We start from the raw sequence: 25,448 nt of genomic DNA on the forward strand, positions 1-25,448 counted from the left end.
AGCAAAATAAAAAGCAACACCCCGGGGAATTTTCCCCGGGGTGTCACATATTCGAAAGCTTTAAAACATGCCTTTGCGCCATAGGCCAAAGGCACTGAGGGCGGTTACGGCTGCGGCGAAGAGCAAGGTAGCGGCAAAACCGCCGGCTGTTCCTCCAAGAGGTATATCCACGTTCATGCCCATAAAACTGGAGACCATCGTTGGAATGGCCAGGATGATAGTCATGGAGGCCAGGAATTTCATGACCCGGTTCAGATTATTGGATATGATGGAAGTAAAGGTGTCCATCATGCCATTTAGAATGCGGCTGTACATCTCCACCATCTCAATAGCCTGCTTATTTTCAATAATGACATCTTCCAGCAAATCTTCATCCTCTTCATACATTTTGATGAGATGCTGGACCTGGCTGGTCGATCTTAGCCTGAGCAGCTTTTCCAGGACAATTCCGTTAGAACGCAGTGAAGCGGCAAAGTAGGTTAGACCTTTTTGCAGTTCAAGCAGTTGAAAAATTTCCTCGTTTTGCATGGAGCGGCGAAGGTAACGTTCGATTTCGTCAGTACGGCGATTGATTTGCTTGAGGTATCTCAGAAATAAGGTAGCGGATTTGTAAAGAATCTGGAATAAGAAGCGGGTCTTTTTGAAGGTGCTGAACACGCGGGGATTATCCGGATTAAAGTCGGCTAATATCTCGTTGGCTTCCAGGCAAACCGTAATAATGTATTCGGGTGTCAGCACAATGCCCAGAGGCAGCGCGTCATAACTGTCGTGGCCACGGGTGACCGGAATGTTGGTTATTACCAGCATGTGGTTCTCGTCGAGTTCAATACGGGATCGTTCTTCTTCGTCCAAAGCCGCCTTAAGAAAATCAAGCGGACTGCCGGTGACAGAAGCTACCCGCTCTAATTCTTCCGGTGTAGGATTTATAAGATTAAACCAAGCCCCTTTCTCCAGTGTCTGGAAAGTGAGCTCATATAGATGGGTGCAGTTGCTGCGATAAATTTTAAGCATGATGAATCCCCCTTTCTTGTGGTTGGGGGAATGCCAAATCACCCTTTATGTATCTTATGCTGGTTGGCAGCACTGACCAACATGTTGTTTAAGACAAATAAAGGCGAGAAAAATGGAATATTCCCCTAATTATTATCAAATTATGCAAAACAGGCCCGCTAGGTCGGTCTACATCCATCTATCTCACCTACCTTTAGATTATTAGAGATTATCTTTGAATATCTCTATAAAGACTATAATTCTGTTTGCGTTAATAGTCAACCTTTTTATTGAAAATTAACAGGTTTTTTACGTAGTCTTAGCATAACCCGAGCCTCTGTATGCTAGAATGATACTAAATCCCATATTCTATGTATTATTGTATTATTCAGCCAGTTTAGAGGTGCGCAGGCGAAAGGAGGGAATAAAGTGGATTTGTCAATAGAGGCAGCCCTGACGGCCGAAGAATTAGAAGAATTGCTCCGGGATTTGCCGGAATTCGTCCGGGAGCTGGAAGCGGACACCCTGCAGAACACAGCCGGCAAATAAGTGGTGTGACAGTATACTAATCCTATAGATAAAATTACCTGGGGCTGGTTTGTTGACAAGCCCTCTTGGCGTTTGCTATAATATTTATTGTGCCGGATCATGGAGGGGTGTCCGAGTGGTTTATGGAGCTGGTCTTGAAAACCAGTGATCCCGCAAGGGACCGTGGGTTCGAATCCCACCCCCTCCGCCATAAAGTATACAATTGACTTCATGGCGGGCTTTTGGTATAATCTAACATGTTCAGTTTAAACACGGAGTGGTACTCAAGTGGCTGAAGAGGACGGTTTGCTAAATCGTTAGGGGTCGTGAGGCCCGCCAGGGTTCAAATCCCTGCCACTCCGCCATAATAGAAATAGGACTTTGGAGAATTCTCCAAAGTCCTATTTCTATTATGGCAATTATTAAAGGAAGTCTTAGAGCGTGTCGCAGATATGCCAGGGGCAGGAAGACAGTCCCTGGTTTTTCTTGTCCTGATAGAAAGTATACTTTCGCCTGGATAAGGGCAACAGCGGCTTGTGCTTTCGCCAAAGGCTCAGCGCAAGCCGTGTTTTCTTTATTATCGCAACTTGAGTTTGGTGAGTGATTTTTTACAACATGAATGGAATTTCTACAAAAAAAGTGCAAAAAATGCACTGAATCGCCGTATAGGCGTTAACCTAAAATCTTGCAATTTGTAGTATAATAAGGGCTAAGAAAGAGCCCGCTTGGATTAACGATGAAGCCGATAATCGCTGGGGTAAAAGCGGAAATCATTCCATGGAAGACTTGAGAAAGAAAATGCTGCTCTTTTGTTCGCTTGTCCCCCGCAATGGAAGAATTGAATTCCAGGCCTACCTCAATGGATTCTGCTGTCGTTTATCCGTAGGCAGTTTCAAGGGCAGCTATTTAATCGCTTTCTCGCTGGATGTTCTTTCTACCGCTACAATTACTTAGCGGACTAACTCATAATCAGTAAAAAAGAAAAAAGGGGAGAGCGGAATTGAAAAACAGTATTGGTCAAAGCGGCCAGCCGTTGATTTGCGCTTCGCTGGTTGCCGGCAGCCAGGATGAAATTTTACTGGAGTTGGCCGGTATTTTAGCAAAACAGCCTGATATAATTGAATGGCGGGCCGATTTTTTTGCGCAGATTTCTCAGCCGGCTAAGGTACTTGCTCTTGCAGAGACGATAAAACAAACCGCGGGGAACATACCCGCAATCTTTACTATTCGCTCTGAATGTGAGGGCGGTCAGCCGATTCCGCTTTCGGCAGAGCAGATTGTGGAATTAAACATGTCCATTTGCCGTAATACATCAATAGAGTATGTAGATTGCGAGCTTTGTAATAAAGCTGACCACCTCGGGAGTCTTAAGACTGTGGCCGAAGCAACAGGAACAAAAATCATCGGTTCCTTTCATAACTTTGTGTTTACACCAGGCCGGGAAGTATTAGTAGAAAAGTTTGTTCAGGCTGCTGAGTATCGTCTGGATGTCGCCAAGGTGGCCGTGATGCCGCAGTGCCTGGAGGATGTCCTAACTTTACTCGGAGCTACGCTGGAGGCCAAAACAAAGATAAGTATTCCTGTTATTGCGATATCTATGGGAAAATACGGTGCAGTAAGCCGGATCATTGGCGGTGTTTTCGGTTCTGCGCTGACCTTTGGCGTGGGCTCACATGCCTCTGCGCCGGGGCAACTGCCAATTGAGGACTTAAAAACCACCCTGCCGATAATCACTAAGGCAATGGGCGCTTGATAACATTGTTAATAATGAAAGCCGATAAAACAAAAGTGCTTACTGTCTTGTGAGGGGATAAGCACATAAAAAAGGCGTCCATTCTCATGATTTATTAATACCGTGTTTTAGAATGCCTTCTTTAATTCGCAGTATGAGCCGACTATTGACCTAACGTCAATAGTCGGCTTTTGGTATTAATCGCCTTAGCGAATATAAGCTTAAAATTAGCCGACTATCAGATAGTCACGCTGGAAACTATTGAAAACTTAATAATATAATGATATTATGCTTGTAAACAAATGTATTGAAGGAGATATAAGATGGATAATTTGGATTTAAAAGCAATCTATAAACTGATGCACAACGCACGGGCAACATGGGCCGAATTGGGCGCTTATCTCGGCTTATCGGCTCCGGCCGCGGCCGAACGGGTCCATAAACTGGAACAGCAAGGGATCATCCGCGGCTATACGGCGCTAATTGAGGCCAACCGCGTAGGCCTGAACCTGGCCGCTTTAGTTTCGGTCACCCTGGAACGCCCGGAACACCGGCAGGAATTTTTGCAATTCGTCGGCGCTACGCCCGAAATTCAGGAATGTCACCATACCGCCGGTGATGAGGACTATATCCTTAAAGTATGCTGTAAAGACACCCGGCATCTCGAAAAGCTACTAAGCCATGATATTAAAGGTATTTGCGGTGTTATCAAAACGCGCACGACGGTTATCTTGTCCACTGTTAAAGAGACGCCTGTGCTGCCGTTGGTTATTGAGTGAGGGACGGATATGGAATGGCTGGTTTTTTTAAAAGGGCTGATTCTGGGGTTTTCCATTGCAGCGCCGGTGGGGCCGATTGGGTTGTTGTGCATCAAAAGAACATTAGGCCACGGCAGGTTAATCGGGGTGACTTCCGGGCTGGGGGCTGCCACGGCCGATGCCCTGTATGGCAGTATCGCCGCCTTTGGGTTGACGGCTATCGCCGGCGCCCTGCTGGATGCACAGTTGGTCTTAAGAATTGGCGGCGGATTATTTCTGCTATATCTCGGGTATTCCACTTACCGCTTAGGACTGGCAACCCGTAGTACTGCTGTTAAAGCAGAAAGCATCCCCAGAGCATTTGTGTCGACTTTTTTTCTGACAGTGACAAATCCTATGACCATCATATCCTTTGCCGGAGTGTTTGCCGGACTGGGAATCGGCGGGGATTCAGGGAGTTACGGTTCTTCAGCTTTGCTGGTACTTGGCGTATGGTCAGGATCTATGCTATGGTGGCTACTGCTGTGTGGCGCTGTAGATGCTTTGCGCGAACGGCTTCATCTTGACCGCCTCGGGTTTATTAACAAACTAGCCGGACTTGTTCTGGCCGTATTCGGGGCCATGGCTCTGGCGAGTGCAGTCTAGTGTTAATTGTTCTAACCAGGCAATTATGGTATTACCGGCTTCTTGGGCATGATCTGTCAGGTGATGATCGCCGGCCGGAAAAATAATCAGTCTGACGGGACCGGGAGCTGCGGAATAGATAGCCTGGGCCTGGCTGACGGCAACAAGACTGTCGGCCGAACCCTGTAAAATAAGCAGCGGCACATGCCTCAGGCTGCTGACGGCGCCAAGCAGATCATACCTCCTAAAATCCTGAATAAAATCAGGTGTAAGCATCAGGCGGCCGTAATTGTCCGTCAGGGATACCGTTTCACCGGCCGTCAGCCGTTCATAGTGAACGCCGAGTGCTTGCCGGAAAGTGGCGGCCAAATCCCAGGGAGTAGACCAAAGGATAAGGCCGTTTACGGCTTGGTCTGCCGCCGCCGCCAGGGAGGCGCTTCCTCCCATGCTGCGGCCTAACAAAAAGACTTCTTCCGCTGATTGCCGGACATGGCTAACAACAGCAGTCAATTCCGCGATTTGACAGGATAAGTTTTGTAGTGGTGTGAAGTCATACCGGATTACGTTAAAGCCAATGGCTGCTACCGCTTCCGCCAGGGCTACCGCCCGTCCGCCGCCGTCTTTGGTGCCGCGAAAGCCATGCGAGATAATAAGGGTTTTTCCCTGGGGACGGCTTGCCGGATGAAGCACGCCGGCTATGTTTTTGCCGTTATTGGGAATAACAATCTGTTTCATCATAATCCCCTCCGGTACAGTATTGCCTGCCAATTGCCGGCAGGGTTTATTCATTTTATCCAGTATATTCATTATAGGAGATTTACCGATATTCTGCAGCAAGACAGTCAGCTGCCCGGGGTGCAGGGTTTACTGGCTGCAATATAACGGAAGGAGTGTGAAAGGGTTGAAGTTTATTGATTTACATTGTGATACTGTTTGGAAACTTGTGGAGGAGGGTGAGCAGGCGAATCTGTACCGCAATTCGTTTAGTGTAGATATTGAAAAACTGCGGGCCGGGCAGGTGCAGGCGCAATTTTTTGCACTATTTGTGAATAAAGAAAAAACGCCGGATCCGCTCGCGCGGGCGAATGCTATGGCCGAACGGTTTTTCCGGGAGATTGAGAAAAATGAACAGCATATAGCTCTCGCCAAAAATTATGGACAACTGATGGAGAATCAAGCCGGCGGTAAAATATCGGCTTTTTTAACCATCGAGGAAGGGGCGGTGCTGAACGGCAGCCTGGCTAATCTGGAAAACTTCTATCATCTGGGTGTGAGACTGATTACTCTGACCTGGAACCATCCCAATGAGCTGGGTTATCCCAACTGCCGTCCCGAAGGCAGTGGCAGCGGGCTTACAGCCTTTGGCCGAGAAGTGGTGGCCGCTATGAATGACCTCGGCATGCTTGTCGATGTATCTCATATGTCGGACGGCGGTTTTTGGGATGTTGCCCGGCTGGCGACAAAGCCCTTTGTAGCCTCACACTCCAATGCCCGCGCCGTGACCGGGCATCCCCGAAACTTAACCGATGATATGATCAGGGTACTGGCTGAAAAAGGCGGTGTCATGGGACTTAATTTTGAGAGAAGTTTTCTGGGAGATGCTGGTGTTAGCCGGATTGCCGATATGGTGCGCCATTTGCAGCATATCCGCAAGGTAGGCGGAATCGAGGTTATTGCTATTGGCTCTGATTTTGACGGTATCGAGCCGGAGTTGGAACTGGCTCATGCCGGGGAAATGCATAAACTTGTCCAGGCTTTGGAAGGTGGCGGTTTCCGTCAGGATGAAATAGAAAAAATCTGTTGGCGCAATGCTCTGAGAGTTATCAGGGATACTCTAAAATAGATTTGCCATTGGATAAATACAGTTGGCATGTGGAAAAAGACATGAATTTCAAGTGGGACCTTAGCAAAGACTTAAGTAATAGGATCTAAATATAATATCAGGTATTAAGTGAAACGATGTAGAATATGTATAATTATTCATGTATGCAGGCAGTGAACATTATGAGACTGCCTGTTTTTTGTTTAGTGCAGCAGATGCAGAGGGCAATATTCATCGGGGAATTTGTTGATTAATCACCAAAATAAGGAATAAAAATAAATTAACAGGGTGATGTATACAATATTTTGTTAGGCAGGGACTTGCGCATTTTGATGGAGATTGGTACAATAATCTTAATTCAATGGTTTTATATCTGGTACTAAAACTAGATATAAAGAAGTGACGGCTGGCTTATCTGGCTGCCGGCACAGTAATTTATCCTAAAAGGAGTGCAGAAGAATGGAGTTTTTATTAGCGCTAGCTAGTATCATGATGGTGAACATCGTGCTTAGCGGCGACAATGCAGTGGTCATTGCCATGGCCAGCCGTTGTTTGCCCCCGAAGCAGCAAAAGATGGCCATCCTGTGGGGTAGCGCGGGGGCGATAGGGCTGCGGGTGGTGTTAACACTTGTAGCGGTTGTGCTCTTGCAGATTCCCTATGTGCAATTTATTGGCGGCTTATTGCTTGTTTGGATTGCTGCAAAATTGCTTATGGAGGATACCGATGAAGAAAACATCGAGGCTGGAACCTCCTTCCTGGCCGCTGTCAAGACAATTATTATTGCCGATTTAGTCATGAGCCTTGACAACACACTGGCCATTGCCGCCGTAGCCAAGGGCGATTACTTGCTGCTGGGGCTTGGTCTTGGGCTCAGTATACCCTTGATTATATTCGGCAGTCAGGTCATTATTAAGATAATGGATAAATTCCCGATAGTCGTGTATGCCGGTGCTGCGCTGATTGCCTGGACTGCCGGTGAGATGATGATGGCCGATCATAAAATTGGGCCGGTCATTCATGCTGCTTTACCTGGATGGTTAATTCCGGCGGCTATTACGGCGGGGGTGCTGGCAGTGGGCTTCTGGTGGAAGAAAAATCACAAGGACACTGCTGAAGCCTGTTCTAAAGTAAGTCACCCGGCCCGATAGAATTTAAATTTATGTGAATGAGAGGACACTGCCTGCGGGCAGTGTCTTTTTCTGTCCGGTCCGCCGACCCAGGGGCGTAACGACTGCCATTATCGCTTGGGCCCTGCGCACGTTGGCTATTCTTTATTTCGGCAAGCCGGGGAATGGTTTGTGCAAGCTAGCTGTGGTATGATAGCAGGGTAAATGCTTACAGGTGGCGAATGTTTTTACATTATCAGAAAGTAGGCTTTTTGATAATGTAAAACGACTAAGGCTTCCGCCGGCGTCCTGAAGGACTTGGTACAAGCCAAGTCTTTTCTTATCCTGACAGAAAGTATAACTTTCGCCTGGATAAGGGCAACATCGGCTTCCGCTTTCGCCAAAGGCTCGGCGCAAGCCGTGTTTTCTTTATGTGAAATTCGAGTTCTGGGAAGGGTTGACAAGACATGGCCGTAATGCCGGTACGTATTCAAAGAAGACTGGCTTTATTTCTTATTATGACAATAGTTTCACTAATTGGATTGGCCGGGCGCATTGCCTGGATTCAGTTCGGGGAAGGACAGCGGTTAAGTGCCAAAGTACAGGCGCAACTGCGGGAAAGCCGGGTTATGCAGTCGCCTCGCGGTACCATCTATGACCGTAACGGCCGCGAACTTGCGGTGAGCAGTCTGAATAAATCCCTGTACGCCAATCCGCGGGAGATAAATGATGCCGATACGCTTAGCAGCCTGCTGGCGCCTATTGTTGGCATGAACGCGGCAAATATTAAAGAACGGCTGACAGCCGGCGCCGGTTTTGTGTGGATTAAGCGCACCCTGGAACCGGAGCAGGCAGCAGCTGTTTCCGCGCTTATCAAGGAACACAATCTTACCGGTCTGGGGTTTGTAGAAGAAAGCAAACGCTATTATCCCAATGACTCTCTGGCTGCTCAAATCCTGGGGTTTGTCGGTACGGACGACGTTGGGCTTGAGGGTCTGGAGATGGCGCTTGATAAAACTATTAAAGGCAGAGAACTCAAACAGGTTATTGATACAGACAGCTATGGTACGCCAATATACAAATCGATTTTTTCATTTCTGCCGGAAAGACAGGGTCGTTCTGTTTACCTGACAATAGACAGCGCGATTCAGTACATAGTCGAACGGTCGCTGGACCGGGCAATGGAGCAAACGGGAGCTAAGGCGGCCACTGTTATCATTATGCAGCCAAAGACCGGCGAAATCCTGGCTATGGCCAGCCGTCCCGGCTACAATCCCAATCAATTTGAACGCTACAGCCCCGTAGAGTGGAAGAACCGGGCCGTGTCCATTGTCTATGAGCCTGGGTCGACGTTTAAAGCTGTTGTTGCCGCCGCCGCATTACAGGAAGGCAAGGTAAGGCCTGACGAACGTTTTGTAGACAAGGGATATGTAGAAATTTCCGGTAGGCGGATTAAGAACTGGAGTGGTGACAGTTACGGCAATATATCGTTTGTAGATATTATTAAAAACTCGATCAATACCGGTTTTGTAGAAATAGGACTACGGTTAGGAGCTGCCAAGCTGACCAGCTATGTGCAGGCGTTTGGTTTCGGTAAGGCAACAGGCATTGAACTGCCGGGCGAAGAGCAAGGGCTTTTGTTTGACCCGAAAGAAATGCGTGACAGTGATACGGCTACTATGTCCATCGGCCAAAGTATAGCGGTTACCCCGCTGCAACTGGTTACCGCCATTTCGGCGATTGCCAATGACGGCGTATTGTTAAAACCCCGCATTATTAAGGAGTACCGTCTTAATGACGGTACATTGGCCGAAGCTTTTGATCCGATTATTGTCAGACAGGCCATTTCACCGGAAACGGCCCGCACATTAACTACCTTGCTGGAAAAGGTGGTCAGCGAAGGCGGCGGCAAACGGGCGGCTGTGCAAGGCTACCGTTTTGCCGGCAAAACGGGCACGGCTGAAAAGCCCGATCCTAATGGGCAGGGCTATCTGGCCGGTCATTACATTGCATCTTTTGCCGGCTTTGGTCCTGTTGAGGACCCGCAGATCGCCGCCCTTATTGTCCTGGATGACCCGGATGGTATTTATTATGGCGGTGAAATTGCCGCACCGGTTTTTAATGATATTATGACGCAGGTTATGCGATATCTGAATGTAAGGCCTCAAGACGGCAACAGCCTGCTGCCGCCGGTCAAACCGGCTGCTGACGGGAACGGAACGTCGGCAGCAGCGCCTGCTGTAAAGGTCCCGCCGCCGCAAGTGCCGGCAGGGCACGTGCTGATGCCGGCGCTCAACGGCAAAACAATCCGGGAGGCGGCAGATGAACTGCATAATCTGGGGCTAGCTTTTGTGCCGGTCGGTACAGGTACGGCGGTAAAACAAAGTATCAGTCCGAATGTCCCGGTTGTTCCGGGAACCGAAATAGTAGTCTACTTTGAGTCCAGATAGGAGGGCGCTAATGGCAGATAAAAATGAACTGGTCCGGTTCCTGGCCGAGATTGCGGTTATGCTTGAACTTAGCGGTGAAAGTACATTTAAGATCCGCGCCTACCAAAATGCAGCCCGCCTGATTGACCAGTTGAACGGAGAATTTTCCGCTGACGGCAGGTTAGCCCAAGTGGTTGAAACTAAGGGAATTGGTCCGGTACTCAGAGAAAAAATTCTTGAATACATTACTACCGGGCGGATAACCTATTATGAGGAGCTAAAAACCAGTTTGCCGCCGGTTTTGTTTGACCTCCTGAAACTTCCCGGTGTTGGGCCTAAAAAGGCCTTGGTACTTAAGCAGCAGCTTGGTGTAAATTCCCTGGGAGAGCTCGAATACGCCTGTCGGGAAAACAGGCTCGTTTCCTTGAAAGGATTTGGGCAGAAGTCCCAGGAAAGGATCTTACAAGGGATTGAAGACATGAAGAAATTCCAGGGACAGTTTATTCTTGGCGATGCCTGGCCGGTTGCTGATCTAATTGTGGAGTTTATTAAACTGCAGCCCGGAGTGGTGCAAGCAGCAGTTGCCGGCGATATTCGCCGCGGCTTAGAGATTATCCGTGACATTGAAATTGTTGCAGCCTGTAGTGAACCGGCTATGCTGGCCGCTGCCCTGACTGTTATGCCGGGCGTTTCGCAGGCTGGCACCCAGGCTAATGATACCATTGCCCTGACTCTAAGCAATGGTCTTGGCTGCCGTGTTTATATTACCGCTCCTGCTGAATTTGTTCAGACATTGTTCTATTATACCGGCAGTGAAGGCCATATAGCCAGACTGGCTGTTCAGGCTGAGTCTAAAGGCTTGCAGCTTTCGCCTGCCGGTATTTGTAAAGCTGACGGGGGACCTGTTCCGGCAGCGGCTGAGCAGGACATTTATACTGCCTTGGCTGTAAGTTACATCGAACCGGAACTGCGGGAAGACGAAGCTGTTTTATCGCCGGCGGGAACGGTGGCTCGGCCATTGGTAACAATAGACGATATTCGGGGTGTCTTTCATGTTCATACCACCTATTCCGATGGCAGCAACAGTCTGGCTGACATGGCTGCCGCAGCACATAAGCGAGGCTGGCAGTACCTGGGGATAGCCGACCACAGCCAGACTGCCGTTTATGCTGGGGGCCTCAGGGTGGAAACCGTGCTGGCTCAGCGTAGGGAAATTGAAAAACTAAATGCCGCCAATTCCGGATTTGTCATTTTAACGGGTATCGAAAGCGACATATTGCCTGACGGGACGCTTGACTATCCGGATGAAATCCTGGCAAGCTTTGATTTTGTTGTGGCCTCTGTACATTCGGCCTTCCGGCAAAGTGAGGCCGATATGACCCGACGCATTATCCGGGCGGTAGAAAACCGGTATGTAACTATGCTGGGGCATCCGACGGGGCGGCTGTTACTGGGACGTAAAGGGTATGCTGTTAACCTGGCTGAAGTAATACAGGCGGCAGCCGGCAGTGGCACGATGATTGAAATTAACGCCAGCCCGTACCGGCTTGATCTGGACTGGCGCTGGTGCCGGACTGCCAAAGAGAAGGGTGTGCTGCTGGCCATAAACCCGGATGCTCATGCTGTAAGCGAATTTGAACACCTGCGCTATGGACTGGCCTCCGCCCGTAAAGCTGCATTGACGGCCTGTGATATTATTAACTCCCGGCCATATCCTGAGGTTCTCAAGTTATTACAGTGTAAACGCTAACGTAATATTGAAAATGAGAAAAGGCGGTTTCTATAGCCGCCTTTTCTTTACTTAAACAAGGTTATTTGCTGTTAATGTCAAACTGTGAAGTCATAGTGCCGGCAGTTGAGGTCATCCCGGTGGTAGAGGTAGTGGAACTGGTAGCAGTAGTCTGGCCACCTAAAGTGGATTCATATTGTTCGATCATACGACGGACCATATGGCCGCCGACCCGGCCGCAGTCAGCTGAAGTCATGGTGGACCAGCCTTGGCTGCTAACGCGTTCGCTAATTCCCAATTCGCTGGCTACTTCCATTTTCATGCGGTCCAGCGCATTCTCTGAACCAGGATTGACAGGTTTTCTGCTTCTAGCCATTAAATAAAGCACCTCCTGAATGTTTTATGATCCTAGTATCTACGGGGTTAATAGTCATTATCCTATAAACTTTATGTTAATTTAGTAAAAACCTTCCAGGGGAGAAAGATCAAAAGATGGCCGAATTTTCTATGGAAGGATTTAACAGGAAACGCAGAGAAATAATAAATAGCAAGAGAGTTGAATTTTTAGGGTGGGCGGCGGATATGGACAATGCATGAAATGGCAATTGCACAAGGCATTCTTGAGATTGCGCTAGATACAGCTGCCAGTCATGGAGCTGGCAAAATAACCAGGGTAAGAGTGTTGGCCGGCGAACTGACCGGAGTTGTGCCTGAAGCACTGGATTTTGGCTTTAACGCCCTGGCAGCAGGCACAATAGCCGCCGGCGCCTGTCTGGCGGTGCAGGTTATTCCGTTAATGGGCCGCTGCCGGGATTGCGGGCAGCTGGACAACATTAGTAAATATCGGTTTATTTGTGAGCAATGCGGCTCTTCGGCCATAGACATTGTGTCGGGGCGTGAGCTGACAGTAGAGAGTGTGGAGGTAGAGTAGTCTTGGAGATTACCGTAATGAGCAATATTTTGGGCAAGAATGAAGCGGCTGCCGCAGAACTGAATGCGCTTTTAACCAGCAAAGGCATTTTTGTTATTAACCTGCTGGGATCTCCGGGCTGTGGCAAGACTTCACTGGTAGAACGTACCGCGCATTTGCTGAAAGGACAATTAAAACTTGCTGTAATTGAGGGTGATTTGTATACATCCAAAGATGCCGACAGGGTAGCCGCGGCAGGAACGCCGGTTGTGCAAATTAATACTGAGGGCGGTTGTCATTTAGATGCCGCTATGGTTAAAACTGCGCTGGCAAGCCTCGACTTAGCGGCCATTGATCTCCTTATTATTGAAAATGTCGGCAACCTGGTGTGTCCTGCCGAGTTTGCCGTCGGGGAACATGCTAAAGTGGTGGTGCTGAGTATTACCGAGGGAGAGGACAAGCCATTGAAATACCCGCTGGTGTTCCGGCAGTCACAGGCGGTTATTTTGAATAAAATTGATTTGCTGCCCTATACAGATTTTGCTTTAGACAGCGCCGTGCGGGATATTAATGGCCTAAATCCGGAGGCCTTTTTACTTAAAGCCTCTTGTAGAACCGGCGAGGGGCTGGACCGTTGGGCGGATTGGCTTAAAGAACAGGTAAAGTCTGTTCGTAATCAGGCAAATAATGATTAGGGGGGGCTATTGTGGCCATTCTTGCGGATAAAGAACGGGAAATCGAAGCGGTTCGTGACCGGCTGCACCTCTTGGTGGCACAAAAACAGGGCGATTTCGCAGACGGGGAGGTAGCCGCCCTTAGCAGTCAGTTGGACAGACTTATTGTCGAATATGAGCTTGCCACGATCCGTCAGGTAAAAGGCAGAGAGAAAACAGAGGTCTAATCTGGCTGCCGCCATTATAAATTTACTAAGAGACAGTAGTAAATTTTAAGGCGGCGGAGGGATAGACGTGCGCAGGCAGAATGGTCAGCAGGAACTCAAACGCGGGCTTAAAGAACGGCATATTCAGCTCATAGCTCTTGGCGGCTCAATCGGGGTCGGGCTATTCCTGGGGTCAGCCAGCGCTATTCAGGTGGCAGGGCCGTCGCTGTTAGTGGCTTATCTTTTAGGGGGGATAGTGGTTTTCTGCCTGCTCAGGGCCTTGGGCGAACTCGCGGTAGCCTATCCGGTAGTAGGCTCATTCAGTACCTATGCACATACCTTTTTGGGACCATTGCCCGGCTATTTAACAGGCTGGACCTACTGGTTCATGTGGATTGTGACCGGCATGGCCGAAATTACGGCAGTGGGTGTATATGTAAATTTCTGGCTGCCCGAACTGCCGCAGTGGATTCCGGCACTCGCGGCCGTGGCCGTCATGACGGCTGTCAATCTTATTGCGGTTGAAGTCTATGGAGAGTTCGAATTTTGGTTTGCATTAGTTAAGGTGATAGCTATCGTGCTCTTTATTCTCAGTGGCTTGGGCATGATTATACTGGGGGTTGGCAATGGCGGCGTGCCTGTGGGCATAGCCCATCTCTGGCAGCATGGCGGCTTTTTTCCCTATGGCGTAAGCGGGGTAATTATGGCCTTAGCCATGGTATTATTCTCCTATGTCGGTATTGAAGTTATCGGCATAACCGCCGGAGAGGCCAAGGAGCCGGCTAAGACGATTCCGGCTGCTATTGACAAGGTTTTTTGGCGGATCATATTGTTTTATATTGGTTCTCTATATGTGATTATGTCGATTTATCCCTGGACAGAATTTGGCTCGGTCGGCAGCCCGTTTGTCGCAGTATTTGAAAAACTGGGGATACGTGATGCTGCGGGCATTATGAATTTTGTTGTGTTATCTGCCGCATTGTCGGCCTGCAACAGCGGTGTGTTCAGTACCGGACGGATGTTATACACCTTGGCCGGTCAGGGCGAGGCCCCGGCTTTTTTAGGAAAACTTAACGCCAATCAGGTGCCTGTGAACGGTGTATTGGTATCAGCCGTATGCCTGATGACCGGCGTTGTGCTTAATTATTTTGTTCCGGCGAAGGTATTTACCTATGTCACAAGTATTGGGACGTTTTCCTGCCTCTGGGTGTGGGCTACTATCATTATTATTCAGTTTCGGTTCCGGCACAGTCTGTCGCCCGCAGCTGAAAACAAGCTGGTTTATCCAATGCCCTATTACCCCTTCTCTGGAATTTTTTGTTTGACAGCGCTGGCAGGGGTGGCTATTATTATGAGCCAGGATGCAGATACTATGCTTGCGCTCATTGTGGGGCCTATATGGCTTTTTGCACTGGTTGTGTCCTATCATCTAGGCGTAAAACGCTAGCTGTTCCAAGGAAACAGCGAGGGGAGTCGATAGTATGTTTGATCGTCCTGTGTGGGCTGAAATTAATTTAACAGCTATTAAGAAGAATGTGGAGGCAATAAAGAAAGGCCTGAAACCCGGTGTCCGGTTTTGTGCCGTGGTTAAGGCTGATGGCTACGGTCACGGCGCGGTAGCTGTGGCGCGGGCCGTTTTAGCCGCTGGCGCCGACCGCCTGGCGGTAGCTATTCTGGCAGAGGCCGTAGAGCTTAGAAAAGCCGGTTTGTTAGTTCCGATACTGATTCTTGGTTATACTCCGCCGCATCAAGCCCGGACGGTCGCTGCTTACGGTATTACGCAGACTGTTTTTTCGCTGGAGGATGCCCGTGCTTTATCGGCGGCCGGCGTAGAGGCCGGAAAAAAAGTCAAAATACACATAAAAGTTGACACCGGCATGGGCCGCATTGGCGTTTTGCCTGAGGAAGCAGGAGAGTTTGCCGCAGCTGTATCGTCCATGCCCGGGCTTGAACTGGAGGGTGTATTTTCACATTTCGCCACCGCCGATGAAGCCGACAAGACCTATGCAAAGGAACAGTTTGCCCGGTTTGCCGAAGCGCTGGACCGGATTGCTGCTAAGGGTATATCTATACCTGTCAGACATATTGCCAACAGTGCGGCTACCCTGGAAATGCCGGAAACCCATCTGGATATGGTCAGGCCGGGAATTATTCTGTACGGGTTATGGCCGTCAGACCAGGTTGAACGGAATATTATCCTGACTCCGGCCATGCAGCTGAAGGCCCAGATTGCCCATATTAAGGCCGTGAATGCCGGAACCAGCATTAGTTATGGACGAGCCTTTACCACGGCTCAGGCAAGTACAATTGCCACACTGCCGCTTGGGTATGCCGACGGTTGGACAAGGCGGCTGTCCGGCAGAGCCAGTGTACTTATTCGTGGCCGGCGAGCGCCGTTGGTCGGGAGAATTTGTATGGATCAATGCATGGCCGATGTTAGCGGGATTCCTGACGTCGAACCCGGTGATACCGCGACTCTGTTCGGAGCTCCGGAGATTCCGGCCGATGAGATAGCCGGTATCTTAGGAACAATTAATTATGAGCTGGTATGTATGGTGGGCAAGCGAGTGCCGCGTACCTACATGAATGTTTAATAGTTAGACAGGCTTTCCGGTGAGGAGGCCTGCTTTGTTTTGACCAGGAAACTTTACATCCGGTAGCGTTGATGAATACAGTTTTGTCATACAGATAATTTTAAATATTTTAATTTTACAATATAGTCTGGAAATTAAAAATTCCAGTTGGAAACTTTTAAATCCACATTTTGGAAATATATATTTCCAAAATGTGGATTATTTATGTTCGGTAGAGTGAAAAACAGGAATAAGTACTCAATAAAATTATTATCCATAATCTGGTATAGTTCTTGCATGGGATACAAAGTGGTAAAATGTACACAAATTGTGGAGGTGATAGTCTGCCGGTATCTATACAATTAAGGACATTATTAAGATTAGGAGGAAAAATGTATGACTAAAAAAGACGGTTTACATGAAGATCTGCACCGTGGTCTACAGGAAAGGCATATCCAACTGATTGCCCTCGGTGGCGCCATTGGTGTCGGGCTGTTTCTTGGCTCGGCTACAGCAATCAAAACAGCCGGTCCGGCCTTGATGGTGTCCTATTTAATTGGCGGTATTATCATATTCTATATCATGCGCGCCTTGGGAGAAGTAGCGGTAGCCTACCCGGTCTCAGGCTCATTCAGTGCCTATGCCAACCGGTTCTTAGGACCATTAGCCGGCTATCTTACCGGTTGGACGTATTGGTTTATGTGGGTGGTTACCTGTATGGCGGAAATTACGGCGGTCGGCGTGTATATGCAGTTCTGGTTTCCGGAAGTGCCGCAGTGGGTTCCGGCTTTGGCAGCATTGCTATGTATGACTACCGTTAACTTGATCGCTGTAGAGGCTTATGGTGAATTTGAATTCTGGTTTGCCTTGATCAAAGTATTGACGATAATCGTTATGATTGTTGCAGGCCTGGGGATGATTATATTCGGTATCGGCAATAACGGCATACCCATTGGCATATCCAATCTCTGGGCCTACGGCGGATTTTGCGCCAAAGGCCTGACAGGCATGATAATGGCGCTGGTAATGGTTATGTTTGCTTATGTCGGTATCGAACTGGTCGGTGTAACGGCCGGTGAAGCCAAAGATCCGGAGAAAACTCTGCCGGCCGCTATTGACAAAGTATTTTGGCGGATACTTATTTTCTATGTAGGCGCTTTGTTTGTTATTATGTCGCTTTATCCCTGGAATCAGCTGGGAACTATTGGCAGCCCGTTTGTCCTGACCTTTGAAAAGCTAGGCGTGAGGGCGGCAGCAGGCATTATTAATTTTGTTGTCATGACAGCAGCCCTATCCTCCTGCAATAGCGGTATTTTCAGTACCGGCCGCATGCTGTACAATTTGTCGCTGCAAGGTCGCGCGCCCGCATTTTTTGGCAAGCTAAGCGGCCGTAAAGTGCCTATGAACGGAATACTGGTATCGGCGGTGTTCCTACTGATCGGTGTTGTGCTCAATTATGTCGTTCCCGGTAAAGTATTTACCTATGTTACAAGTGTTGGCACCTTTGCCGCATTGTGGGTATGGGCAATTATTGTCCTGGTGCAGATGAAATTCCGCCGGGAGCTTACACCCGAGCAGCAAAGCAAGTTAAAGTATCCCATGCCCGGATATCCTGTCATGAACTGGCTCTGTCTGGCTTTTCTGGCCTTTGTGGCAGTGGTCATGTGCTTTGATCCTGATACCCTGGTGGCGATGATCGTCGGGCCGATTTGGTTAATTCTCCTTGTTGCCGCCTATTATATGTTCGGCTGGAATACCGTTGCGAATGATAAGCAGGATGTTACTCCCTCAAAATAAATTATGTATACAAAAAACAACCATCCTGGAATTAAAAGTTTACGAATGGTGCAATTAGTTGCCAAAACAATGGTGACTTTAGTTTCCACTAGTCGGCGTAGTACTTAGCAAATGAGTTGATCTATATTTTTAGGATGCCAGTTACACCGGTGCTTAGGCGGGTATCCTGCAGAAAAGTTCGCTATAACCGCGCTGTTGGCACGACAATTGCAATGAAATACGTAAGAACAGTCAACGCTACATTAAGCGTTTACAATTATAAGGAGGTTGAAATTATGATTATTGGTGTAGCAAAAGAAATCAAGAACAATGAAAACCGGGTGGCTCTCACTCCCGCCGGTACTGAAACGCTAAAAAATGCCGGCCATACTGTGCTTGTGGAACAAAGTGCCGGTGTTGGCAGCGGTTTTTCTGATGAGAGTTATGTAAAAGCCGGTGCGCAAATTATTGCCGACAAAAAAGCATTGTTTGATAAAGCCGAAATGATAATGAAGGTTAAAGAACCTCTGGCTCCCGAATATGACCTGTTCCATGAAGGACAAATCCTGTTTACATACCTGCATCTGGCCCCTGAACCGGAACTGACTAAAGCCTTATTGGCTAAAAAGGTCATTGGTATTGCCTATGAAACCATTGAACGCAACCGGACTTTGCCGCTGTTAACGCCCATGAGCGAGGTTGCCGGCCGCATGGCCGTGCAGGTCGGGGCCCATTGCCTGGAAAAGCCGTTTGGCGGCAAAGGCATCCTGCTTGGCGGTGTTCCCGGGGTTGAATCCGCTCAGGTAGTTATCGTTGGCGGCGGGATTGTCGGTACCAACGCTGCTAAAATGGCTCTTGGCATGGGAGCGCGTGTCGCCATTATCGACAAATCGGTCGAACGGTTGGCTTATCTTGACGATATTTTTGGCGGCCGGGTAACAACTGTAATGTCCAATAGCTATAACATCGCCACTTGGGTGAAGAAAGCCGACCTGCTCGTGGGCGCTGTCCTGCTGCCGGGTGCTAAAGCACCGAAACTGGTAAGCGAAGCCATGGTTAAAACGATGGAACCAGGCTCGGTTATTGTCGACGTTGCCATTGACCAAGGCGGTTCGGTCGAAACCATTGACCGCGTGACAACTCACAGTGATCCTACCTATGTTAAATACGGCGTAGTACATTACTCAGTAGCCAATATGCCGGGAGCTGTGGCCCGTACATCTACCTTCGCCCTGACCAATGCTACCATTGATTATGCCTTGCAAATTGCCAACCTAGGCTGGAAGGCAGCACTTAAGGCTGACCCGGGTCTGGCAAAAGGCCTCAATGTGTATGATGGCAAGGTTACTTTTAAAGGCGTCGCCGAAGCGCATAGTATGCCGTTTACCTCTGTTGATGAAGTTCTGGCCTAGGAAAAACGCTTTTCCTCAACGCAGTGCTTAAGATCTGCCAACCCTCTGTCTCTTTCAGGAGTCAGAGGGTTTTTGGTTTTACTTAAGAAAGTATAAAATAAGGGCAATACCGGCTGGGGCTCGGACCAGAGCCCCAGCTCAACCTAGTTCTTTTAATACCAAATTGGAGAAAATTCCAGCAAGCTTTTCGACGGACGGTAACAGGAAAGGCGGGCGTGGATGTCAAATACTTGCTGAGTAGATATTATCTTTTTCTAACACACTGTCGGAAATTTTTATTGAATAATATAACAAACAAATTCTGAATCTGTGTCAGGTGATACATATGGGATGGCTGATAGGAATCGATGGCGGCGGCACCAAAACGGTAGGCTGCGCCGCTGATTTTTCCGGCAGGATTTTAGGCAGGGTCGAACAAGGGCCTGGCAATTATCATACTGCCGGTATTGACGGGTTTAAACAAGTGATTGCCGGTATCATTCAGGAACTTGCCGGAATCTGTGCTTTGCCGGTAGCTGATTTAAAAGTGGTTAGTCTGGGTCTGGCCGGCGCCGATCGCCCCAGGGATAAGGAAATTATTCTGGCGGCCCTGGTGGACCTAGGCTATAACTGCCACTACCTGATCCATAGTGACGCGGAGGCGGCGTTGGTCGCCGGTCTGGGAAAAAAACAGGGGATTGTTTTGATTGCGGGTACGGGCTCGGTTGCCTATGGGATAAATAGCCGGGGAGAAGTCAGCCGGGCCGGTGGCTGGGGTCATCTTGCCAGCGATGAAGGCAGCGGCTATTTTCTCGGCAGACAGGCGCTTATGCGGGGAATCCGGGCTGCCGAGGAGCGGGACAAGGCCACCGGCTTATTGCCTATGATCATGGACCATTTCGGCTTGACAGGCTGGGATGAACTCATCTGTTTTATTAACAGTAAGAACCTGTCCAAGGCAACTGTGGCCTCGGCGGCGACCGTGGTGGCAACGGCTGCCGGTCAGGGGGACAGGGTCGCCATTGAACTTTTGGAGCAGGCGGCTGATGAACTGGCCGGACTGGTCAAATCGGTGCTTGCACGCGGCTTTGCCACAGAGGCGGATGTTGCCGTTTGTACCTACGGCAGTGTTGTCAATCATATTCCGCTTATAAGCCGACGCCTCAACACTGTTCTAGGAGAAATGGTACGTATAGTTCCCGCCGGTAAAGAACCGGCAGAGGGAGCTGTACAAATGGGAATTGAGTGGCTACAGGAGAAAAGCGTAAGGAGCGATGGACTTGGCGGTAAAACTGGAGCATTTGCTGACCGAGGCGGTAAATTCCCGCACGGTTGGCATTGATGCGATGGATACACAGGAAGTATTGCGGATTATTAATGATGAAGATAAAACCGTAGCCGACGCAGTAGCCCGGGAGATACCACGCATTGCGGCAGCGGTCGAAACAATCGTCGCCGCTTTTCAAAACGGCGGCCGGCTCATCTATATCGGCGCCGGGACCAGCGGCCGGCTTGGCGTATTGGATGCCGCCGAGTGTCCGCCCACCTTCGGGCTCAACCCCGGGCAGGTTATTGGCCTGATCGCCGGCGGCGAGACGGCTTTGGTGCAAGCGGTGGAAGGGTCGGAAGATCAAAGTGAGGGAGCGATACCCCAGCTGGCTGCGCTGACGCTAACGGACAAGGATGTGGTGGTTGGCCTGGCGGCCAGTGGCCGCACTCCTTACGTTATCGGCGGTCTGGCCTATGCCAATGAGCGAGGCGCATTTACTGTGGCTATCAGCTGTACGCCGGAGCCGGCTGTGGGGCAGGTGGCAAAACTAGCCATTACGCCGCTGGTAGGGCCTGAGGTGATTGCCGGTTCCACCCGGATGAAGGCCGGTACTGCTCAAAAAATGGTGCTGAATATGCTATCAACAGCGGCCATGATTCGTTTGGGTAAAGTGTACGGTAATCTGATGGTGGATGTTCAGGCTACTAACGCCAAACTGGTAGAGCGGGCTGAGCGGATTGTAGCCGCCGCCACCGGCATCAGCCGGGAAGAGGCCGGCGAATTTTTGGCAGCGGCCGGGCTTCACCCCAAAACGGCCATTGTCATGATTAAGCGGCAGTGTTCGGCCGGAGAGGCCGCCCGCTATCTGGCGGCTGCCGGCGGCTATGTGGCCAGGGCGCTCAGCATTGATGAAAAGGAGCTAAAAGCATGAAGGTATTATTAGTTTGTTCGGGCGGTATGTCCAGTGCAATTATTGTTAAAGCCATTGAAAAAGAGGCGGCGAAAACCGGCTTAGAGCTAATGGTGAAGTCGGTAGGCAGCGGCGAGTTTGCCGAGGAGGTCAAAAGCGGCTGGGATATTGCCCTGGTTGCGCCGCAGGTGCGTCACCGCCTGGCCTTTTTCCAGGAGGCCGCAGCCGGTAGTAATATTCCGGTAGTTGTGGTGCCGCCCCAGGGTTACAGTCCGCTGGGCGGAGCCGTTGTCCTGGCCGAGATTAGAAAGCATCTGGGCTAGCAGACAGGAGACTATTGAATGTATAAACTGTTTGCCTTACTTGATAAGTATTTGCTGCCTGTTATGACGCGACTGTCAGAACAACGCCATCTCCGCGCTGTGCGTGATGGTATCGTCTCTACCATACCGCTCATTATTGTCGGCAGCTTTTTCTTAATTATCGCGTTCCCGCCTTTACCCGCCCTGGCTGCTGTTGTTAAGCCGTACGCCGGGCAGATTCTTTTGCCTTTCCGCTTAACAATGGGGCTAATGGCTTTATATGCTTGCCACAGTATCGGCTATCATCTGGCAAAGTCTTATAAACTGGATGGTGTGTCCGGGGGACTCTTAGCCATGGCTGCTTTTTTGCTGACAAGCGTGCCGGTAACCTATCAGGACAAGGGATTGGCGCTTCTGATGGAAAATTTGGGCGGCGGCAGCATGTTTGTAGCCATTGTTATGGCTCTGTTTGCCGTCGAGGTACTGCGGTTCGCCAAAACCAGGCAGCTTACCATCAAAATGCCGGCGGGAGTGCCTGAGTCTGTGGCAAGGTCCTTTGAAGCCCTCATTCCGGCAGCTATCATTATTCCGGTTGTGTGGGCCGTGCGGGACTTAGTGGGCTTTGATATCCACCAATTTGTTCTCGAACTTTTTCAGCCGCTGGTGCAGGCCGGCAATACGCTGGCCGGTGTGCTGACGCCCATTATCATCATCACTTTGCTTTGGGCTACCGGCATTCACGGCGATTCGGTTGTCGGCAGTGTTGCCAGGCCAATATGGTTAGTGTTGCTGGATCAGAATATTGCCGCTGCTGCCGCCGGACAGCCGGTGCCTAACATTGCCCCTGAACCGTTTTTTCAATGGTTTGTCTGGATTGGCGGTTCAGGCGCCACTATCGGCTTGGTACTGGGCATGTTATTTTCCCGGGCCCCTTATCTTAAAAGCATGGCGCGGGCGGCGTTCCTGCCGGCAGTCTGCAATATCAATGAGCCTATTATTTTTGGGGTGCCGGTGATGCTGAATCCCTTATTGTTTGTGCCGTTTCTGCTGGGGCCGGTTATCATTGGCGTGCTTACCTATTTCACCATGCTGTTTGGCTTGGTTAGCAAGCCTTATATACTTGTTCCCTGGACACTGCCGGCGCCTGTCGGGGCCTATCTGGCCACCGGCGGTGACTGGCGGGCCGTGATTCTGGTTATAGTGAACATCGCAATTGTCACCTGCCTGTACTTCCCGTTCCTCAAGGCGTATGAACGCAAACTCATTCGCGAAGGTGCAGCCGGTGACAGTGAGGAGGAAACCAAATGACAGAAGAAGTGATTTTTGCAATTATACTCCATGCCGGCAATGCCCGGGCAGAAGCTTATGACGGCTTGCGCGCGGCGCAGGCCGGTGATTTCCCCAAAGCAGCCGGCCATCTGGCTGCGGCTGAGGCTGAAATCAGTGCGGCTCACCGGGTGCAGGCCGATATGCTGCAGCAGGAAGCGCAAGGGAAAAAAACAGACATTTCGCTGTTGATTGTCCATGCCCAGGATCATCTGATGACAGCCTTGGCGGAGAAGACACTGATTGAAAACATGGTTGAGATGCACAAAACCATCAGGCAGCTTACCGATAAACTGGAGGCCGTCACATGTCAGGAATAAAGGTTGCCGTTATTGGCGGCGGCAGCAGCTATACGCCGGAGCTTATTGACGGATTTATTAAGCGGGCCGCCGAACTGCCGGCTGCTGAAATATGTCTTGTAGATATACCGGCCGGTGAGGAAAAGTTAAGAATCGTAAGCCAGCTGGCCCGGCGGATGGTAGCGGCGGCGGGCCTCAATATCCGGGTGACAGCTACCCTGGATCGACGGCAAGCGCTCCAGGGAGCCGGCTTTGTTGTGACTCAGCTGCGGGTTGGCGGACTGGCGGCCCGGGCTCAGGATGAACGGTTTCCCCTAAAATACGGTGTGCTGGGACAGGAAACCACCGGTCCGGGTGGTTTGGCCAAAGCCTTGCGCACCATTCCGGTGATGCTTGACATTTGCCGTGATATCAGCGAGCTGTGTCCGGAGGCCTGGCTGATTAATTTCACCAATCCGGCCGGCCTGATCACCGAAACGGTTCTTGAGTATACCCGGGTGAAATGTATTGGCCTTTGCAATGTACCTATTCATCTAAAAATGACCATTGCCAAGCTGCTGGATGCAGATGCCGGGGATATATTTATTGATTTTGCCGGTCTTAATCATCTGGTTTGGGGCCGCAAGGTATGGTGCAAGGGACAGGATGTCACGGATGCTGTGCTGGCGAAGCTGCAGGACGGGGCTGCGCTTAGCATGAAAAATGTTCCTGACCTGAAATGGGATAAAGATTTTCTCAACTCACTGGGAATGGTGCCTTGTCCTTATCACCGTTATTATTATATGACAGATACCATTCTGGCCGAGGAACTGGCGGCGGCGGCGCCGGACGGAGCCGGTACCCGGGCTGAAATTGTCCAGGAGGTGGAAAAGCGGTTGTTTGACCGCTATCAGGAGCCTGAACTAACGCATAAACCGGCCGAACTGGAAAAACGGGGCGGCGCTTATTATTCGGATGCAGCCGTTTCCCTGATCAGCGCTATCTATAATGACAAACGGGAAATCCATACCGTTAATACCGTTAATAACGGGACGATCGCGGGTTTGCCTGCCGATTGCGTAATTGAGGCTAATTGCGTTGTGGGCAGGACGGGCGCCAGGCCGCTGACAATTGGTGAATTGCCGCCGGAAATTGCCGGGCTCATTCAGCATGTAAAAGCCTATGAAAGACTGGCCATTGAGGCCGGCGTCTCCGGTAGCCGGCATAAGGCCCTGCAGGCGCTGGCCAATCATCCTCTCGTCCCGTCGGCCGGAGTTGCCAAACTCTTGCTGGACGAACTGCTAACTATAAACGCCGAATATCTGCCGCAATTTGCGTTGTGAGGCAGGAGGAAAACATGCTGCAGTTAATTATCAATGCCGATGATTTAGGTTTGACGCCTGGCTGTAATGACGGCATTATCACCGCTTTGAACCAGGGAATCGTAACCGACGCCACCCTGCTGGTTAATGCCGGCTACACAGAGGATGCGCTGGCCAAGCTTAAAGAAAAGGGTATTTCCCGGGTTGGCCTGCACCTCAATCTTACCTTGGGCAAACCGGTTCTGCCGGCCCGGGAGGTACCAAGCCTTGTGGGTGACGGCGGCAGGTTTCATCGCCGCATTGCGCCGGTGGCGGCGGCTATGCTGCCTGAGGAGATTGAACGGGAACTTTATGCCCAGGTTGAAAAGTTTCAGGCTACCGGTCTGGGTCTGACGCATCTGGACAGCCATCACCATGCTCATGGTTATCCGGAGATTCTCTATATAGTCATTAAGCTGGCTAAAAAGCTGGCTGTCCCTTTACGCCAAACCAGCGAGGCGGTGCGACAGCAGATCCGGGAGGCCGGTGTGCCGACAACCGATTATTTTTCTCTTGATTTTTACAGTCAGGGGGTTAGCCTGGCCGGTCTAGAGACCGTAATTGCGGGGCACCGGCAGGGGACGCTGGAGATTATGAGCCATCCGGCGGTAGTGGACAATACGCTTATGCAGTTAAGCACCTACAATACAGTACGGGGAAATGAACTGACCATATTAACTTCGCCGGCAATGCGCAATTTTATTAGGGAACAGGGCGTCAGTCTTATCGGTTTTGACGCGCTGAGAGACTAA

The 25,448-nt window shown here is 50.0% G+C and carries 24 protein-coding genes and 2 tRNA genes; 23 read left to right on the forward strand and 3 right to left on the reverse strand.

Annotated elements, in window-relative coordinates; translation table 11 throughout:
• Positions 1 to 60: 60 nt before the first annotated feature.
• Complete coding sequence (locus tag SATMO3_RS00545; RefSeq protein WP_371376011.1) at positions 61 to 1,011, reverse strand: magnesium transporter CorA family protein; 951 nt, start codon at positions 1,009 to 1,011, stop codon at positions 61 to 63.
• Positions 1,012 to 1,640: 629 nt separating this feature from the next.
• On the opposite strand from SATMO3_RS00545, the gene SATMO3_RS00550 reads away from it, so the two are divergent.
• The 5 genes from SATMO3_RS00550 to SATMO3_RS00570 all read left to right on the forward strand — a co-directional run bounded on the left by SATMO3_RS00550 (position 1,641) and on the right by SATMO3_RS00570 (position 4,653).
• Positions 1,641 to 1,729, forward strand: a tRNA-Ser gene (locus tag SATMO3_RS00550).
• A 63-nt stretch (positions 1,730 to 1,792) separates the two neighbouring features.
• A tRNA-Ser gene (locus SATMO3_RS00555) sits at positions 1,793 to 1,883 on the forward strand.
• Between the two features lie 635 nt (positions 1,884 to 2,518).
• Positions 2,519 to 3,271 carry a type I 3-dehydroquinate dehydratase gene (gene aroD / locus SATMO3_RS00560; RefSeq protein WP_371376014.1) on the forward strand — a complete coding sequence of 251 codons (753 nt, stop codon included), beginning with the start codon at positions 2,519 to 2,521 and terminating at the stop codon, positions 3,269 to 3,271.
• Positions 3,272 to 3,573: 302 nt separating this feature from the next.
• The gene (locus SATMO3_RS00565; RefSeq protein ID WP_371376017.1) at positions 3,574 to 4,029 is read left to right on the forward strand and encodes an Lrp/AsnC family transcriptional regulator; all 456 of its coding nucleotides are present in this window, start codon (positions 3,574 to 3,576) and stop codon (positions 4,027 to 4,029) included.
• 9 nt (positions 4,030 to 4,038) lie between these two features.
• Complete coding sequence (locus SATMO3_RS00570; RefSeq protein ID WP_371376020.1) at positions 4,039 to 4,653, forward strand: LysE family translocator; 615 nt, start codon at positions 4,039 to 4,041, stop codon at positions 4,651 to 4,653.
• Here the strand turns inward: SATMO3_RS00570 and SATMO3_RS00575 are convergent.
• The gene (locus tag SATMO3_RS00575; protein ID WP_371376023.1) at positions 4,597 to 5,370 is read right to left on the reverse strand and encodes an alpha/beta hydrolase; all 774 of its coding nucleotides are present in this window, start codon (positions 5,368 to 5,370) and stop codon (positions 4,597 to 4,599) included. The two genes, SATMO3_RS00570 and SATMO3_RS00575, sit on opposite strands and share 57 nt — an antisense overlap.
• A 163-nt stretch (positions 5,371 to 5,533) precedes the next feature.
• On the opposite strand from SATMO3_RS00575, the gene SATMO3_RS00580 reads away from it, so the two are divergent.
• The 4 genes from SATMO3_RS00580 (at position 5,534) to polX (ending at position 11,740) form a co-directional block, all read left to right on the forward strand.
• Complete coding sequence (locus tag SATMO3_RS00580; protein WP_371376026.1) at positions 5,534 to 6,475, forward strand: dipeptidase; 942 nt, start codon at positions 5,534 to 5,536, stop codon at positions 6,473 to 6,475.
• A 438-nt stretch (positions 6,476 to 6,913) separates the two neighbouring features.
• A complete protein-coding gene (locus tag SATMO3_RS00585) occupies positions 6,914 to 7,603 on the forward strand; it encodes a TerC family protein (protein WP_371376029.1) in 690 nt (229 codons plus the stop codon).
• Between the two features lie 425 nt (positions 7,604 to 8,028).
• Positions 8,029 to 10,011: a penicillin-binding protein gene (locus SATMO3_RS00590; protein ID WP_371376032.1), complete on the forward strand. Its 1,983-nt coding sequence runs from the start codon at positions 8,029 to 8,031 to the stop codon at positions 10,009 to 10,011.
• Positions 10,012 to 10,021: 10 nt separating this feature from the next.
• Positions 10,022 to 11,740: a DNA polymerase/3'-5' exonuclease PolX gene (gene polX, locus SATMO3_RS00595; RefSeq protein ID WP_371376035.1), complete on the forward strand. Its 1,719-nt coding sequence runs from the start codon at positions 10,022 to 10,024 to the stop codon at positions 11,738 to 11,740.
• A gap of 61 nt (positions 11,741 to 11,801) precedes the next feature.
• Here the strand turns inward: polX and SATMO3_RS00600 are convergent, their stop codons facing one another.
• The gene (locus tag SATMO3_RS00600; protein WP_371376037.1) at positions 11,802 to 12,095 is read right to left on the reverse strand and encodes a small, acid-soluble spore protein, alpha/beta type; all 294 of its coding nucleotides are present in this window, start codon (positions 12,093 to 12,095) and stop codon (positions 11,802 to 11,804) included.
• 213 nt (positions 12,096 to 12,308) lie between these two features.
• Between SATMO3_RS00600 and hypA the strand changes: the two genes are divergently transcribed.
• The 14 genes from hypA to SATMO3_RS00670 all read left to right on the forward strand — a co-directional run bounded on the left by hypA (position 12,309) and on the right by SATMO3_RS00670 (position 25,448).
• Complete coding sequence (gene hypA / locus SATMO3_RS00605) at positions 12,309 to 12,650, forward strand: hydrogenase maturation nickel metallochaperone HypA (protein WP_371376040.1); 342 nt, start codon at positions 12,309 to 12,311, stop codon at positions 12,648 to 12,650.
• A gap of 2 nt (positions 12,651 to 12,652) precedes the next feature.
• Positions 12,653 to 13,324 carry a hydrogenase nickel incorporation protein HypB gene (hypB, locus tag SATMO3_RS00610; protein ID WP_371376043.1) on the forward strand — a complete coding sequence of 224 codons (672 nt, stop codon included), beginning with the start codon at positions 12,653 to 12,655 and terminating at the stop codon, positions 13,322 to 13,324.
• An 11-nt stretch (positions 13,325 to 13,335) separates the two neighbouring features.
• On the forward strand, positions 13,336 to 13,530 hold the full coding sequence (locus tag SATMO3_RS00615; protein ID WP_371376045.1) for an aspartyl-phosphate phosphatase Spo0E family protein: 195 nt from the start codon (positions 13,336 to 13,338) through the stop codon (positions 13,528 to 13,530).
• A gap of 67 nt (positions 13,531 to 13,597) precedes the next feature.
• Positions 13,598 to 14,956, forward strand: a complete 1,359-nt coding sequence (locus tag SATMO3_RS00620) for an amino acid permease (protein ID WP_371376048.1) — start codon at positions 13,598 to 13,600, stop codon at positions 14,954 to 14,956.
• Positions 14,957 to 14,990: 34 nt separating this feature from the next.
• Positions 14,991 to 16,103 carry an alanine racemase gene (alr, locus tag SATMO3_RS00625; RefSeq protein WP_371376051.1) on the forward strand — a complete coding sequence of 371 codons (1,113 nt, stop codon included), beginning with the start codon at positions 14,991 to 14,993 and terminating at the stop codon, positions 16,101 to 16,103.
• A 375-nt stretch (positions 16,104 to 16,478) separates the two neighbouring features.
• Positions 16,479 to 17,879: an amino acid permease gene (locus tag SATMO3_RS00630; protein ID WP_371376054.1), complete on the forward strand. Its 1,401-nt coding sequence runs from the start codon at positions 16,479 to 16,481 to the stop codon at positions 17,877 to 17,879.
• Between the two features lie 275 nt (positions 17,880 to 18,154).
• Positions 18,155 to 19,270 (forward strand): alanine dehydrogenase, encoded by a 1,116-nt coding sequence (gene ald, locus SATMO3_RS00635; protein ID WP_371376057.1) that lies wholly within the window; start codon positions 18,155 to 18,157, stop codon positions 19,268 to 19,270.
• 325 nt (positions 19,271 to 19,595) lie between these two features.
• A complete protein-coding gene (locus tag SATMO3_RS00640; RefSeq protein ID WP_371376059.1) occupies positions 19,596 to 20,591 on the forward strand; it encodes an N-acetylglucosamine kinase in 996 nt (331 codons plus the stop codon).
• On the forward strand, positions 20,530 to 21,450 hold the full coding sequence (murQ, locus tag SATMO3_RS00645) for an N-acetylmuramic acid 6-phosphate etherase (protein ID WP_371376062.1): 921 nt from the start codon (positions 20,530 to 20,532) through the stop codon (positions 21,448 to 21,450). Before SATMO3_RS00640 ends, murQ begins: the two co-directional genes overlap by 62 nt.
• On the forward strand, positions 21,447 to 21,752 hold the full coding sequence (locus SATMO3_RS00650) for a PTS sugar transporter subunit IIB (protein ID WP_371376065.1): 306 nt from the start codon (positions 21,447 to 21,449) through the stop codon (positions 21,750 to 21,752). The genes murQ and SATMO3_RS00650 overlap by 4 nt, the downstream gene beginning before the upstream one ends.
• Before the next feature lie 18 nt (positions 21,753 to 21,770).
• On the forward strand, positions 21,771 to 23,039 hold the full coding sequence (locus SATMO3_RS00655) for a PTS sugar transporter subunit IIC (protein ID WP_371376068.1): 1,269 nt from the start codon (positions 21,771 to 21,773) through the stop codon (positions 23,037 to 23,039).
• Entirely contained in the window at positions 23,036 to 23,377 is a 342-nt protein-coding gene (locus SATMO3_RS00660) for a PTS lactose/cellobiose transporter subunit IIA (protein ID WP_371376071.1), read from the forward strand. Before SATMO3_RS00655 ends, SATMO3_RS00660 begins: the two co-directional genes overlap by 4 nt.
• Entirely contained in the window at positions 23,365 to 24,678 is a 1,314-nt protein-coding gene (locus SATMO3_RS00665; protein WP_371376074.1) for a 6-phospho-beta-glucosidase, read from the forward strand. The genes SATMO3_RS00660 and SATMO3_RS00665 overlap by 13 nt, the downstream gene beginning before the upstream one ends.
• Positions 24,679 to 24,692: 14 nt before the next feature.
• Complete coding sequence (locus SATMO3_RS00670) at positions 24,693 to 25,448, forward strand: carbohydrate deacetylase (RefSeq protein WP_371376076.1); 756 nt, start codon at positions 24,693 to 24,695, stop codon at positions 25,446 to 25,448.

Origin of the sequence: Sporomusa aerivorans (assembly GCF_041428895.1) — a bacterium.
Taxonomy (GTDB): Bacteria; Bacillota; Negativicutes; order Sporomusales; family Sporomusaceae; genus Sporomusa; species Sporomusa aerivorans.

Coding starts and splice junctions, on each gene's coding strand:
- polX (WP_371376035.1), top strand. CDS start 10,022: ATGGCAGATAAAAATGAACTGGTCCGGTTCCTGGCCGAGATTGCGGTT.
- SATMO3_RS00665 (WP_371376074.1), top strand. CDS start 23,365: ATGTCAGGAATAAAGGTTGCCGTTATTGGCGGCGGCAGCAGCTATACG.
- SATMO3_RS00590 (WP_371376032.1), top strand. CDS start 8,029: ATGGCCGTAATGCCGGTACGTATTCAAAGAAGACTGGCTTTATTTCTT.
- SATMO3_RS00600 (WP_371376037.1), bottom strand. CDS start 12,095: ATGGCTAGAAGCAGAAAACCTGTCAATCCTGGTTCAGAGAATGCGCTG.
- SATMO3_RS00575 (WP_371376023.1), bottom strand. CDS start 5,370: ATGATGAAACAGATTGTTATTCCCAATAACGGCAAAAACATAGCCGGC.
- SATMO3_RS00640 (WP_371376059.1), top strand. CDS start 19,596: ATGGGATGGCTGATAGGAATCGATGGCGGCGGCACCAAAACGGTAGGC.
- SATMO3_RS00545 (WP_371376011.1), bottom strand. CDS start 1,011: ATGCTTAAAATTTATCGCAGCAACTGCACCCATCTATATGAGCTCACT.
- SATMO3_RS00585 (WP_371376029.1), top strand. CDS start 6,914: ATGGAGTTTTTATTAGCGCTAGCTAGTATCATGATGGTGAACATCGTG.
- SATMO3_RS00660 (WP_371376071.1), top strand. CDS start 23,036: ATGACAGAAGAAGTGATTTTTGCAATTATACTCCATGCCGGCAATGCC.
- SATMO3_RS00570 (WP_371376020.1), top strand. CDS start 4,039: ATGGAATGGCTGGTTTTTTTAAAAGGGCTGATTCTGGGGTTTTCCATT.
- hypA (WP_371376040.1), top strand. CDS start 12,309: ATGCATGAAATGGCAATTGCACAAGGCATTCTTGAGATTGCGCTAGAT.
- SATMO3_RS00655 (WP_371376068.1), top strand. CDS start 21,771: ATGTATAAACTGTTTGCCTTACTTGATAAGTATTTGCTGCCTGTTATG.
- SATMO3_RS00670 (WP_371376076.1), top strand. CDS start 24,693: ATGCTGCAGTTAATTATCAATGCCGATGATTTAGGTTTGACGCCTGGC.
- SATMO3_RS00630 (WP_371376054.1), top strand. CDS start 16,479: ATGACTAAAAAAGACGGTTTACATGAAGATCTGCACCGTGGTCTACAG.
- SATMO3_RS00650 (WP_371376065.1), top strand. CDS start 21,447: ATGAAGGTATTATTAGTTTGTTCGGGCGGTATGTCCAGTGCAATTATT.
- alr (WP_371376051.1), top strand. CDS start 14,991: ATGTTTGATCGTCCTGTGTGGGCTGAAATTAATTTAACAGCTATTAAG.
- ald (WP_371376057.1), top strand. CDS start 18,155: ATGATTATTGGTGTAGCAAAAGAAATCAAGAACAATGAAAACCGGGTG.
- SATMO3_RS00565 (WP_371376017.1), top strand. CDS start 3,574: ATGGATAATTTGGATTTAAAAGCAATCTATAAACTGATGCACAACGCA.